General features: G+C 69.5%; 14 protein-coding genes. 8 read left to right on the plus strand and 6 right to left on the minus strand.

All coding sequences use genetic code 11. The features are described from left to right. Positions 1–37: 37 nt before the first annotated feature. The 3 genes from ACFE76_RS03645 (at position 38) to ACFE76_RS03655 (ending at position 2,862) form a co-directional block, all read left to right on the plus strand. Entirely contained in the window at positions 38–334 is a 297-nt protein-coding gene (locus tag ACFE76_RS03645) for a helix-turn-helix transcriptional regulator (RefSeq protein WP_375430381.1), read from the plus strand. Positions 335–350: 16 nt separating this feature from the next. Next, the gene (locus tag ACFE76_RS03650; protein WP_375430382.1) at positions 351–1,292 is read left to right on the plus strand and encodes an HNH endonuclease; all 942 of its coding nucleotides are present in this window, start codon (positions 351–353) and stop codon (positions 1,290–1,292) included. 277 nt (positions 1,293–1,569) lie between these two features. Next, positions 1,570–2,862, plus strand: coding sequence for a PhoH family protein (locus ACFE76_RS03655; protein ID WP_375430383.1), 1,293 nt, complete (start codon positions 1,570–1,572; stop codon positions 2,860–2,862). A gap of 3 nt (positions 2,863–2,865) precedes the next feature. On the opposite strand, the gene ACFE76_RS03660 is transcribed toward ACFE76_RS03655, so the two are convergent. Both ACFE76_RS03660 and ACFE76_RS03665 read right to left on the minus strand, forming a co-directional pair. Next, the gene (locus ACFE76_RS03660; RefSeq protein ID WP_375430512.1) at positions 2,866–4,182 is read right to left on the minus strand and encodes a type II toxin-antitoxin system HipA family toxin; all 1,317 of its coding nucleotides are present in this window, start codon (positions 4,180–4,182) and stop codon (positions 2,866–2,868) included. Next, complete coding sequence (locus ACFE76_RS03665; RefSeq protein WP_375430384.1) at positions 4,128–4,364, minus strand: multiprotein-bridging factor 1 family protein; 237 nt, start codon at positions 4,362–4,364, stop codon at positions 4,128–4,130. Before ACFE76_RS03665 ends, ACFE76_RS03660 begins: the two co-directional genes overlap by 55 nt. A gap of 245 nt (positions 4,365–4,609) precedes the next feature. Here ACFE76_RS03665 and ACFE76_RS03670 point away from each other — a divergent pair, with 245 nt between their 5' ends. After that, positions 4,610–5,353, plus strand: coding sequence for a transglycosylase SLT domain-containing protein (locus ACFE76_RS03670; RefSeq protein ID WP_375430385.1), 744 nt, complete (start codon positions 4,610–4,612; stop codon positions 5,351–5,353). Here ACFE76_RS03670 and ACFE76_RS03675 read toward each other — a convergent pair. Beyond that, the gene (locus ACFE76_RS03675) at positions 5,328–6,287 is read right to left on the minus strand and encodes a hypothetical protein (protein WP_375430386.1); all 960 of its coding nucleotides are present in this window, start codon (positions 6,285–6,287) and stop codon (positions 5,328–5,330) included. The two genes, ACFE76_RS03670 and ACFE76_RS03675, sit on opposite strands and share 26 nt — an antisense overlap. 152 nt (positions 6,288–6,439) lie before the next feature. Here ACFE76_RS03675 and ACFE76_RS03680 point away from each other — a divergent pair, with 152 nt between their 5' ends. Continuing rightward, positions 6,440–6,856 carry a VOC family protein gene (locus ACFE76_RS03680; RefSeq protein WP_375430387.1) on the plus strand — a complete coding sequence of 139 codons (417 nt, stop codon included), beginning with the start codon at positions 6,440–6,442 and terminating at the stop codon, positions 6,854–6,856. A gap of 9 nt (positions 6,857–6,865) precedes the next feature. Here the strand turns inward: ACFE76_RS03680 and ACFE76_RS03685 are convergent, their stop codons facing one another. From ACFE76_RS03685 to ACFE76_RS03695, 3 genes are read right to left on the minus strand one after another with little or no spacing between them, the layout of a single operon-like run. Then, positions 6,866–8,269: a class II fumarate hydratase gene (locus ACFE76_RS03685; protein WP_375430388.1), complete on the minus strand. Its 1,404-nt coding sequence runs from the start codon at positions 8,267–8,269 to the stop codon at positions 6,866–6,868. Continuing rightward, positions 8,253–8,990 (minus strand): hypothetical protein, encoded by a 738-nt coding sequence (locus ACFE76_RS03690; RefSeq protein WP_375430389.1) that lies wholly within the window; start codon positions 8,988–8,990, stop codon positions 8,253–8,255. Before ACFE76_RS03690 ends, ACFE76_RS03685 begins: the two co-directional genes overlap by 17 nt. Positions 8,991–9,013: 23 nt before the next feature. Further along, the gene (locus ACFE76_RS03695) at positions 9,014–9,922 is read right to left on the minus strand and encodes a sigma-70 family RNA polymerase sigma factor (protein ID WP_375430390.1); all 909 of its coding nucleotides are present in this window, start codon (positions 9,920–9,922) and stop codon (positions 9,014–9,016) included. Between the two features lie 483 nt (positions 9,923–10,405). Here ACFE76_RS03695 and ACFE76_RS03700 point away from each other — a divergent pair, with 483 nt between their 5' ends. The 3 genes from ACFE76_RS03700 to ACFE76_RS03710 are packed head-to-tail and all read left to right on the plus strand — an operon-like array spanning position 10,406 to position 12,458. Then, positions 10,406–11,254: a hypothetical protein gene (locus ACFE76_RS03700; protein WP_375430391.1), complete on the plus strand. Its 849-nt coding sequence runs from the start codon at positions 10,406–10,408 to the stop codon at positions 11,252–11,254. Beyond that, positions 11,251–11,688, plus strand: coding sequence for a phage holin family protein (locus ACFE76_RS03705; protein WP_375430392.1), 438 nt, complete (start codon positions 11,251–11,253; stop codon positions 11,686–11,688). The genes ACFE76_RS03700 and ACFE76_RS03705 overlap by 4 nt, the downstream gene beginning before the upstream one ends. After that, positions 11,685–12,458, plus strand: a complete 774-nt coding sequence (locus ACFE76_RS03710; RefSeq protein ID WP_375430393.1) for a DUF3618 domain-containing protein — start codon at positions 11,685–11,687, stop codon at positions 12,456–12,458. The genes ACFE76_RS03705 and ACFE76_RS03710 overlap by 4 nt, the downstream gene beginning before the upstream one ends. Positions 12,459–12,474 lie beyond the last annotated feature (16 nt).

Here is a 12,474-nt window from a genome sequence, read left to right on the forward strand (position 1 = left end):
TGCAGACGCGGCGGTCTGCGCGCCGCACGGTTAACTCGTGTCTCCGAAGCCGGTCGTCTCGCCGGTGGACGCGGTCGCGTTGGGCCGCACCTTCAAGGACCGCCGTGAGCAGCTGGGCCGGGCCCAGGACGAGCTGGCGATGGCTGTGGGGATCAGCCGGGTGGCCCTGCAGAACATCGAGGCGGGCCTGTCGGACCGGGCACACCAACGCCCGCTCAACCCACGCTTGACGACGCTGGTGGCCCTGTGTCGCGAGCTCGACGGGCGCCTGATCATCGATCTGGCCCAGCCCCACGGAGTGGTCGTCGAGTTCGACCCTGTGCCGGACGAGTGAGCAGCCGGCTCGCGTCGTGAAGACCTACGTCGCCGTCACCGACCAGCGGTGGTACCAGTTCCTGGCTGCTCGGCCCTACCTCACCGAGGCCAACTTCTGGATGCCCGGCGGTGGCCCCGCCGTGTTCGGCGCCGTGGCGCCCGGGGAATCGTTCCTGTTCAAGACTCACCGGCCGCACAACCGGTTGGTGGGGGGCGGGTTCCTGAGCGACTACCGCCAGCTGCCGCTGGAGACGGCGTGGGAGCGGTTCGGCGAGGCCAACGGTGTGGCCTCGCTCGAGGAGATGAGGGCCGCCATCGGCCAGTACCGCCGGCGTGCGCTCGACCCGTACGAGAACCCGGTGATCGGCTGCGCGATGCTGCGGGACACCGCGTTCTTCGAGCTTGCCGACCTCCGCCCGACTTCAGCGGAGTTCGCGGGCAACCTGGTTCGGGGCAAGAGCTTCGAGATCGGTCGGCAACCCGACTCCACCGTCGAAGAGGCCTTCAGGCGGCTGCTCGACGTCTCACCGTCAGGCCTCACCCCGATGGACCTCGCCTACGTCGACGAGCGGGCCATGTTCGGCAGCCCGCGGCTGTACACCCCGCGGCTCGGCCAACGGTCGTTCGCCGCGGTGATCGAGTCCGCGTACGGAGGTCGGTGCGCGATCACCGGAGCGAAGATCCGCCCGGCGTTGCAGGCGGCGCACATCAGACCGGTCGCGCAGGCCGGACAGCACCGGGTGGACAACGGGCTGTTGCTGCGTGCCGACGTGCACATCATGTTCGACCGCGGCTATCTCGGCGTGCACCCCAGCACCCACGGGCTCCAGGTCAGCAGCCGACTGCGGCAGGACTTCGGCAACGGCGACGAGTTCTACCTCCGCGAAGGGGAGCCGATCGCGGTGCCGACAAAGCCGGTGGAACGGCCCAACACGGAGTTCCTCGAGTGGCACCTCGACGAGGTGTTCCACGGCTGAGGCGTCGCGTCGTCGGGATGCTGGGACGAGGCGGCGGCCCGGGGACGGCGGCGTGACGATCGGATGAAGAAACGGCGTGGCACCTGGGACGGCCCTTCAGCGCACCGTAGCGTCAACGACACCGAGCCGTTCTCCGGCTCGTCCAGGAGGCGATGCATGCACCGTCAGCTGACGGTCACCATCCTCGAGCCGCTCGCGGCTCGGCGTCGAATCCGGCCCACCACCTAACCGTGGGGCCGGGCGCAGATGCGTACGGCCCCCAAGAAGGGCAGACCTCGTGTCCGAACGCCGCACGTACGTCATCGACACCTCCGTCCTGCTGAGCGACCCGCACGCGCTGCGCCGGTTCGCCGAGCACGACGTGATCCTGCCGATCGTGGTCATCAGTGAGCTGGAGGGCAAGCGACACCACGCTGAGCTCGGCTTCTTTGCCCGGACGGCGTTGCGGCACCTCGACGAGCTCAGGATCGCGTACGGCCGGCTGGACGCCCCGATCCCGGTCAACGACATCGGCGGCACGCTGCACGTGGAGCTCAACCACACCGACCCCGAGGTGCTGCCGGCGGGCTTCCGGCTCGGCGACAACGACTCGCGGATCTTGGCCGTGGCGCTGAACTTCGCCGCCGAGGGCCGTGCGGTGACCCTGGTGTCGAAGGACCTGCCGATGCGGGTCAAGGCGTCGGCGGTCGGGCTGGCGGCCGAGGAGTACCGTGCCGAGCTCGCGGTCTCCACCGAGTGGACCGGCATGGCTGAGCTCGAGGTGGAGTCCAGCCAGGTCGACGAGCTCTACACCAACGGCACCCTCGACCTGGAGGAGGCGCGCAACCTGCCGTGCCACACCGGGGTCGTGCTGCTGTCGAACAGTGGCTCGGCCCTGAGCCGGGTGACCCCAGGTAAGGAGCTGCGGCTGATCAAGGACCGCGACGCCTTCGGTCTGCACGGGCGTTCGGCGGAGCAGCGGGTGGCGCTGGACCTGCTGCTCGACGCGAGCGTCGGCATCGTCTCCCTCGGCGGCCGCGCCGGGACCGGCAAGTCCGCGCTCGCCCTCTGTGCCGGGCTGGAAGCCGTGCTCGAACGGCGACAGCACGCGAAGGTCGTCGTCTTCCGTCCGCTCTACGCCGTCGGCGGCCAGGAGCTCGGCTACCTGCCCGGCAGCGAGGGCGAAAAGATGGCCCCGTGGGCCCAGGCGGTCTTCGACACCCTCGGAGCCGTCACCTCCAAGGTCGTGATCGAGGAGGTGATGGCGCGCGGTCTGCTCGAAGTGCTGCCGCTGACCCACATCCGCGGCCGTTCGCTGCACGACGCCTTCGTGATCGTCGACGAGGCGCAGTCGTTAGAGCGCAACGTGCTGCTGACCGTGCTCAGCCGGATCGGCCAGGAGTCCCGGGTCGTGCTCACCCACGACGTCGCGCAGCGCGACAACCTGCGGGTCGGCCGGCACGACGGCGTGGTTGCGGTCGTCGAAAAGCTCAAGGGCCACCCGCTGTTCGCCCACGTCACGCTGCACCGCTCGGAGCGCTCGCCGATCGCCGCGCTGGTGACCGAGATGTTGGAGGACGTCGGCATCTGAGGCCTAGCCCACCGACCACGAGCGTCGCTTCCACAGCTCAGCCAGCCGGACCCGGACGTCGTCGGCCCCTTCCGGGCCGGGGGTGTCCTGCACCGCCTGCCAGGTGCGTTCCATAGCAGTGCGAACCGTCTCCTTGGCGCGACGCGGCGACATTCCCCACCGGGTTGCCTCGTCCGCGAGGTCGTCGACTGATACCTCGCCAATATTGGTGCGCCCGTTGATGACGTGCCCCGTACTGGCGAAGGCCGGATTTAGGTGCATGACGGGCGCGGCGTCGTACAGCGGAGCGAGCTCGATCTGGCCGCGCTCGCCGATGAGCACCGAGTAGTTCTTCGAGTGGGCGTCACCATTACCGATGACGACGTTATAGGTGACCTGGGAGAGCAGGGCTGAGCGGAAGGCGTTCGGGTCGGCGGCCCGTGGGGCGGCCACGGCGACGAGGCGGCTGAGCCGCGACTGCCGCCTCCGGTCCTCGACAGTGCTCTCGTACTTGGCGTCGACCGCCAAGCCAAGAGCCTGACAGAAGTCCTCCTGGTGCAGCCTGCTGCCATCCGGACGCCTGTCGTAGCGACTGACGACAAGCGCCTTTCGGCCACCGAAGACCTCGACACGTGACTCGGCAGCGCGGAGGCCAGCCTCCGTAGCGACGTGGAGCGCCCAGTCCTCAGCCTGCAGCAGGTGGGGCAGCACGTAGCCGGTGGGCTCCGGCTTCACGATGTGGCTGGATGCAGCACCGTTCTCCGGCCAGCCCCACGAACCGTCCTCAAGCCGCCGCAGCAGCACCTTGTCCTGGATCCCGGCGAGCGACGCCTGCGGATACGCACCGTCGGGAAGGTGATAGGTGGGCAGATCGGCGACGAGACGGTCCACCTCTTCCTTCGTCAAGGGGCGCACGTGGCCGTCGCCCGGAGCTTTGCCGATCGGCAGGATCTGGACTGCGCCGGCGCAGTCGGCGCCAACCTGGCTCAGGAGGCTCATCTTGTCGGTGACGGGTACACGTGCCGTACTGGCCACCTGGCGTAGCAGGTTGCCCTCGGGCAGCAGACCTTCGAGGAAGGCGTGAACCGGCCACTTGCCGGCCCCTGCATCTTCCACCGGCTCGCTGCTGATCGGCAGGGACAGCGAGAGCACTCGCGCGTCCTGGCCGAAGGTGTCGAGCGCCTCCTCGGTAAAGGCGAGCCGGTAGCGGAAGGCTGACGTCTCGGTGAGCCTCGCGGTGCGGACGCCGTAGAGCCAGACGTCCAGGGGGGCTCCCTTCTTGGGCATCAGGAGACGTCGATCCGGCTGAACTTCGGCACGACGGCGAGCTCGAACCCGCATTCTGACAACGCCCTCAAGGTGGTCGTCGCCGCGACCGCCTCGCCTCGTTCCAGCCGTGAGATCGTCATCCTGCTGACGTTGCACCGCATCGCCAGCTCGGCCTGGTCGATCCCCTTTTCCTGGCGTGCCCATCGGACCGCGCGCCCCAGGTCCTCGGCGGTGACGGCCCGACGATGATCCATATATCGATCATAGTTTGGCCACGGGCGAAAGATCAAGAAATTGATCACGACTGTCGATCTTGGTCACACGAATGCTCAAGAAAGCGATCATCTGTGGAGTGCGTGCTGATGATCACGAGATGACGCACGGAGACTACTGTGATGGCGCCACGCGCCGAGGGGCCTGCATCACAGGCAGGTCACCGTTGACTCAGGTTCTGGTGAAGATCGCGTTTTGGTAACGGAGGTGTGGCAGGCTTCACTACGTGCGTCGTCTCGTTCAACATACCGCCGTCGGCGTGGGCTTCACCGCCGTCGTGGTGAGTGTTGCCGTGGCGGGCCTTGGCAGTCCAGCGGCCCAGACCGCCGCGGTCGCGGTTCCGGTCACCGTGGTGAGTGCGAGCGTCAACCCCGGGACGCCCACCGCTGAGGACATCGAGGCCGAGCGGGTGGCCCGCGAGGCCGAGCAGTCGCGCATCCAGGCCCGGGCCAAGCTGGTGGCTGCCGCCACCCAGGCCGCCCAGCGCGCCGCCGCGCTGGAGGAGCAGAGCCGGTCCATCTCCGAGCAGCGGACCAAGGTCAAGGCGGCCGCGAAGGCCAAGGCTGCGGCGGCCAAGAAGGAGGCGGCTGCGGCCAAGGCTCGCGCGGACGCCGCCCAGGCCGCCGCCGACGCAGCGATCGCCGCACGAGGCTACGAGGACGGCGTGACCGAGCCGCGCGAGATGGCCCGCCAGATCCTGAAGAACAAGTTCGGCTACGGCGACGACCAGTACAGCTGCTTCAACAACATCATCATCCGCGAGAGCAACTGGAACGTCTCCGCGACGAACCCCAGCTCGGGCGCGTACGGCATCCCCCAGGCTCTGCCCGGTTCGAAGATGGCTTCGGTGGCCGAGGACTGGCGCACCAACCCCGCGACCCAGATCACCTGGGCCGTCCAGTACATGAACAGCCGCTACGGCAGTCCTTGTGAGGCCTGGAGCTTCAAGGACTCCCACGGCTGGTACTGACCGACTGATCCCGCCCACGGCGTCGGAGGAACCGGCCGAGTATTCCGACCGCGGCGACGACGAGCGCGACCAGGAGTGGCGGTAGCGCCAGGGCCGGTGTCGTCAGGGCCTGGCTGAAGACCTGTCCGGCGAACTGCGCCATCTCCGCCGGCCTACGGGCGAGCACCCGAGTTCCGGCCGAGGCCGCGATCGCGGTCGTCAGCGCGGGGACGACCCACAGCAGCAGCAGACCCGTAGCGCCGGCCAGGGCTCGCCTGAGGGTGCGTAGTCCTGCCCACGCGATCACCACGCCGACCAGGACGGCCGGGACCCATCGCGCTGCGGCGAGCAGCTGGAGGGCCGACGGCGTCGGGGCGACGGTGGCCAGCGGCACGATCAGTCTGCTCAGCCACGGCGCCAGGGCGACGGCGCCGACGCTCATGCCGACCACGGCTGCCGCCGGTGGGCCGGCGGCGATCAGAGCCAGCGTCAGTACGCCGACCACGACCGACGTCACGGTCACCGCCACGAGGACCGCGATGTAGATCGCGGACTCGAACCCGCCGGCGAGGCCCGCCTGGACCACCACGGCGGTCTGCACCAGGGCGCCGAGCTGGACGACCAGGACACCGCTCAGCACCGCGAGGACGCTCCGGCGGGGGAGTCGCCGTCGAGCGGCTCGGGTGCACAGCCCCGCTGCTGCGGCACCCGTCACGATGACGGCGATGATGAGCGTCAGGGCGTACTGGCTGAAGGGCAACAGCGCCCGCGGCATCTGCTCCGGGAGTGTCTCGGTGGCCCACAGGTTCTGGATCGGCAGCCGGAGCCCGGTCACCAGCCACGGCAGCAGGCCGAGCACAGCGGGACCGGCACCGACCAGCAGGCCCGCCCCCCGCGGCCAGCCCCGCGTCCCGGATCGCCGGCCCGTGTCCACGCCCACCACCTCACTCGTCACCCGCCTATCCTCACCGAGCTCATCCGAGGCTGGACTCTGTGCTTGCTCCGGCGATCTTCGTGCCAGCTCGGTCGAGGGCGATGAGTTCTGTCGGTGGTCCCGGTCAAGATGGGCAGAGCCGGCGCGGGGCCGGCCACCGAGAGGAGCTCGTCATGTCGTCCCTGCTCAACCCGTACCTCAACTTTCGTGGCCAGGCGCGCGAGGCCCTGGACTTCTACCGCAGTGTCTTCGGCGGTGAGCTCAGCGTCTCCACCTTCGGCGAGTTCGGGATGGAGGGGATGCCGCCCGACCAGGTCATGCACGGTCAGCTGACCACGCCGAAGGGGTTCACCCTGATGGTGTCGGACACCCCCGAGCAGATGCCGCTCCACGAGGGTTCCAGCATCACGATCGCCATCACCGGTGACGACGTCGAGGACCTGACCGGCTACTTCGCGGCCCTCGCCGAGGGAGGCACCATCACCGTGGCGCTGAAGAAGCAGATGTGGGGCGACCGGTACGGGTCGGTGACCGACAAGTTCGGCATCGAGTGGATGGCGAACATCTCCGACCCGGCCGTCGACGCCTGACCCGGCAGGTCAGACCGGCGGGCGGGTCATCGCCAAGACGTCGAGGGCGGCGTCGAGCTGGTCCTCGGTCACCGTGCCGTCGGCGAGGTAGCCGGAGTTGACCACGACCTCGCGGATCGTGAGGCCTTCCTTCAGTGCCTTCTTGGCCACGGCAGCAGCGTTCTCGTATCCGAGGTACCGGTTGAGCGGGGTGACGATCGAGGGGGAGGACTCGGCCAGGCTCCGGCAGTGCTCGACGTTGGCGGTGATGCCGTCCACGCAGCGGTCGGCCAGCAGCCGGCTCACGTTGGCGATCAGCCGGATCGACTCCAGCACGTTGCGGGCCATCACCGGCAGCATCACGTTGAGCTCGAACGACCCCGCTGCGCCGGCGAAGGCCACGGCCGCGTCGTTCCCGATCACCTGCGCGGACACCATCACGGTGGCTTCGCAGATCACCGGATTGACCTTGCCCGGCATGATCGAGGAGCCCGGCTGCAGGTCGGGCAGTGCGATCTCGCCGAGCCCCGCCCGCGGACCGGAGCCCATCCAGCGCAGGTCGTTGGCGATCTTGTTCAGGCTGACGGCAATCGTGCGCAGCGCCCCGGAGGCCTCGACGAGCGCGTCCCGGGCGCCCTGGGCCTCGAAGTGGTTGCGGGCCTCGGTGAGCGGCAAGCCCGTCTGCTCGGCGATGATCGCGATCACGGAGGGGGCGAAGCCGGCCGGGGTGTTGATGCCGGTCCCGACGGCCGTGCCGCCCAGCGGCAGCTCCGCCACGCGGGGCACCGTCGCCTGGACGCGTTCGACGCCGTAACGGATCTGGGCCGCGTAGCCGCCGAACTCTTGACCCAGCGTCACCGGGGTCGCGTCCATCAGGTGCGTGCGGCCGCTCTTGACGACCGTCGCGAACTCCTCCGCCTTGCGGGCCAGCGAGCGCTCGAGGTGGGAGAGGGCGGGCACGAGGACGTCGACGAGGCTCTGGGTCGCCGCGATATGGATCGCACTGGGGAACACATCGTTGCTCGACTGGGACGCGTTGACGTGGTCGTTCGGGTGCACGGTCTCGCCGAGGGCCCCGGTGGCCAGGGAGGCGATCACCTCGTTGGCGTTCATGTTGCTGGAGGTGCCCGAGCCGGTCTGGAAGACGTCGATCGGGAACTCGCCGTCGTGTTCGCCGGCCGCGACCGCGGCTGCCGCGCCGCTGATCGCGTCGGCCCGCTCGGCCGAGAGCACTCCGAGCTGCGCGTTGGTCTGGGCGGCAGCCCCCTTGATCAGGCCGAGGGCCGCAATCAGGGCCGGGTCGACAGGCACGCCGGAGATCGGGAAGTTCTCCACCGCCCGCTGGGTCTGTGCCTGCCACAGCGCGGCCGCGGGGACCCGCACGTCGCCCATGGTGTCGTGCTCGATCCGGAAGTCGTCAGCCATGGCCGTCATTCTGCCCGAGGCCCGGGTGCGGCCGGCTGACGGTGTAGACGGCGTACTCCCACGACCGCTCCCCGCGCGTCACCCGATACCGGTGCTCCTCGGCGGGGCCGAGGGCATCGAGGGTGGCCAGCAGCTGCCGAGCCGGTCCCTGGCACCAGATCGCCAGCACGCCGCCAGGGCGGAGCCGGCCGTACGCCGCCTGCAACAGGTCGGCACCGTAGAGGGCGGCGTTGGCGTCGTGGATCAAGAAGTCGGGTCCGTTGTCGACGTCGAGCAGGATCGCGTCCCAGGAGGCCGACGGTTCCGCGCGACCAGCCAGGACGACGGCCACGTCGGCAACGACGAGCCGAACCCGAGGGTCGGCCGCCACCGTAGCCAGGACCGGCGTCAAGCCGTCATAGGCCCAGTCGACCAGCAGCGGCTCGAGCTCAATCACGTCGACCCGGTCGAGCCGCAGGTCATCACGACCCAGCAGCGCCGCCGTGGTGTAGCCGAGCCCGAGGCCGCCGACCAGGACCCGGCGTGCGGCTGGGGGCACGCGTGCGGCCAGGGCCCGCTCACTGGAGGTGTCGACACTGTCCATGGCGAACACGCCGTTCACGATCAGCTCCGTCACCTCGCCGGCATCGGTTCGGCGGCTCCGCAGCAGCAGGTCGCCGCGGGGCGAGGCGCCCGTCGCGAGCACCCTCAGGCCGGGGACGCTCGACGCCGTGAACCCGGGTTCGCTCATGCCCGCAATCGTGCCGGTCCCGTTCAGCTGGCGATCGAGCTGCTCTCGTCCTCACCGAGGTACTCCCGCAGCGAGCGCAGCACCCGCACCAGCCACCGGGAGATCTGCATCTGGCTCACGCCGAACTCGTTCGCGATCTCGCGCTGGCTGAGCTCGGAGTAGAAGCGGAGGTAGACGAGTCGACGGTCACGCTCGCTCAGCTGACGGTACGCGGGTTCCAGCGTCAGCGAGGTCTCGACCAGGTCGTACCGGGTCTCGACCTCCGACAGGCTTTCGCCCAGCGACTCGGCCCGCTGACCGACGGGCGCGTCCAGCGACGACGCCTGAAAGCAGCCGTCCACCTGACGCGCGGCCCGGACCTCGTCCTCGGTGAGAGAGAGGTGCGAGGCCAGCTCGCCGACCGTCGGCCAGCGGAGCAGCTCCTGGGTCAGGTCCTCCCGGGCTCGGGCGATGACCGCGGCGTTCTCCTGGATGCAGCGGGGCGGCTTGACCGACCAGGCGCGGTCGCGGAAGTGCCGACGGATGACGCCCATCATCGTCGGCAGCGCGAAGCCGAGGAACGAGCCGAGCGACGGGTCGTAGCGGATGCTGGCTTCCACCAGTCCCAGCCGGGCGACCTGAACGAGGTCTTGGTGGTCCTGGCCGCGGCGGCCGTAGTGGCGGGCCACCGACTCGGCAGCGTCGAGGTGCAGGAGCACGAGGCGCCGTCGCAGCTCGGCCCCGTCGGCCGGGTCGGCCACCAGTAGCTGGGCGGTGATCTGGGCTGAGCGCTCCCGGCGCAGCTGCGCGTTCGGTTCCGTCGGCTCGACCACCGACGACAGGTCGGCCAGCTCAGGCGCGGGGTCGAGGTCAGGGACGGCGGCCACGTGCGGGGCAGCAGCGACGGGGGAGGTCCGGGCAGGACTGGACCGGACAGAACTGGAGCTGGGCATGCGGTCACCTGAGCTTCCTCGAGGAAATTCGGCAGACTGCTCGACCGGCTGATGCTGACGATAGCCTGCTCGTCGGCCAGTTCCGCACGAGGTCGGCCACGAAGGTTTTGCGGCTCGGCCCGCTGGGTACTGTAGCGCCGCGCTTTTCGGCACGGGAGGCCAGATCCACCCGCCCCTCCGAGCGGTCGAGCACCCGAGGGGAGGCTCTCGTCGGCGTTCATAGGCAACAGACAAGGGCTCCAGCAGATTCACCCTCCAGGGTGGTTTACGTCGTAAAGCGCTTGGGTAAGGTGAGAGGGATGTCGCGCGACCGCGGCACCACGTACTAGATCGATTGGAGATCACGTGACTCAGTCGCCGTACCTCCCCTCCAACGGGGGCCAGGATCCTCAGACGGGCGAGTGGGAGATCACCGAATCGCCCACGACGGCCGACCGGACCGCTTTTGACCCAGCTGCTCCCTACGGACAGTTCGCCGAGCCGGTGACCGACCCGCTTGTCGGCAGCACCGCCACCGAGGAGCTCTACGCCCCGGTCGAGACGAGCACCGCCGACTCCGCCAAGGAGACCGCCCAGCAGACCGCTGGCGCCGCCAAAACCGAGGCCGCCGACCTGAAGAACACGGCGGTCGACAAGGGCCAGCAGGTGGCCGGAGTGGCCAAGGAGCAGGCCGCCGACCTCAAGGACACGGCGGTCGACAAGGGCCAGCAGGTGGCCGGAGTGGCCAAGGAGCAGGCCGCCGCCGTCACCGCTGAGGCCTCCACCCAGGTCAAGGACCTGCTGGACCAGGGCCGTACCGAGCTGAGCAGCCAGGTCGGCACCCAGCAGCAGCGCCTGAGCACCCTCGTGCACTCCTTCGCCGAGGAGCTGGGCTCCATGGGTTCGAGCGCCGACAAGCCCGGCCCGCTGAGCGACCTCGCCAAGCAAGGTTCGCGCACCGTGGGCGAGCTCGCCCACCGGCTCGAGAACAGCGAGCCCGGCGACCTGCTCGAGGACCTGCGCAACTTCGCTCGTCGCCGCCCGGTGGTCTTCCTGACCAGCGCCGCGCTGGCTGGCGTCGTCGTCGGCCGACTGAGCCGCAGCCTCGCCTCGGAGGCCCACGACACCAAGGTCGCCGCCGAGACCCCGGCGCTGACAACCTCGACCTACGCGTCGGGTTACGACACCGCCGGTGGCTACGAGGCTGGCAGCTACGCCACCCCGGCGCCGACGACCTACCCGACGGACGCGCCGACCTACGCCGAGGCGCCGACCGTCGGCTACGAGCCGACCGTCGCCTACGACGACACCGTCACCTACACCGAGCCCGGCCGGGGTGACATCACCCGATGACGACTCCCTACACCGGATCCTCGTCGGTGGAGCCCGAGCGCTACACCCCGGACGAGCCGTCGATCGGTGAGCGGCTCGGCAACGTCACCCGAGACCTCAGCACCCTGATGCGGCAGGAGGTGGCCCTGGCCAAGGCCGAGGTCAGCCAGTCCGCTGCCAACGCCGGCAAGGGCATCGGCATGCTCGTCGGGGCCGCTCTCGGTGGCTTCTTCGTGCTGCTGTTCCTGTCCCAGGCTCTGTGGGTCGGCCTCGGCGGCGCCATCGGCTACGGCAAGTCGGCGCTGGTCGTCGCTCTCGTCTGGGCGATCATCGCCGCCATCCTCGCTGTCGTCGGCCGGGGCGAGCTCAAGAAGATCCGCGGCGTGCCGCAGACCACCGACACCCTCGGCAAGATCCCGAACGCACTCAAAGGCCAAGAGGAGAAGAACCTGTGAGCAGCAGCAGCCCCGAAGAGATCCGCGCTGAGATCGAGCGGACCCGCGCGAACCTGAGCAACGACGTCGACGCGCTGGCCGACCAGGCCAACCCGAAGAACATCGCCAAGCGTCAGGTCGACAAGGTCAAGGACAAGGGCGTCGGCATCAAGGAACGCATCATGGGGACGGTCGACGAGGCCAAGGATGTCGTGACCGACAAGGTCCACGACGCAACCGACAAGCTGCACGGTACGCAGGCCAACGCCTCCGGCACCGCGTCCGACGTGGCCGGCACCGTCTCCGACCGCGCGTCGGGTGCCGTGTCGTCGGCTCAGGGTGCCCTCGCCTCGGCGCAGGGCACCGTCGCTGACGCTCCGGCGCTGGCCAAGCGGCGGACCCAAGGCAACCCGCTCGCCGCGGGCCTGGTCGCCTTCGGCGCCGGTCTGCTGATCAGCTCGCTGATCCCGGCCAGCACCAAGGAGAAGGACCTGGCCGTGACGGTCAAGGAGAAGGCGGAGCCGCTCAAGGCCGGCCTCACCGACGCCGCCAAGGAGGTCGCGTCCAACCTCAAGGAGCCGGCCCAGCTGGCGGCCCTGCAGGTCAAGGAGACCGCGACCGACGCCGTGACCACGGTCAAGGACGAGGGCACCACCGCGGCCGCCGACGTCAAGGGCCAGGCTCAGCAGGCCAAGGAGACCGTCACCAGCGAGGGGGCCTCGGCGGCCTCCGACGTCCAAGGACAGGCTCAGCAGGCCAAGAGCAACGTCCAGGACACGGCGACCTCCTGACCACAGGAATCGACCA

It is taken from the genome of uncultured Friedmanniella sp., from assembly GCF_964244005.1.
GTDB lineage: Bacteria > Actinomycetota > Actinomycetes > Propionibacteriales > Propionibacteriaceae > Microlunatus.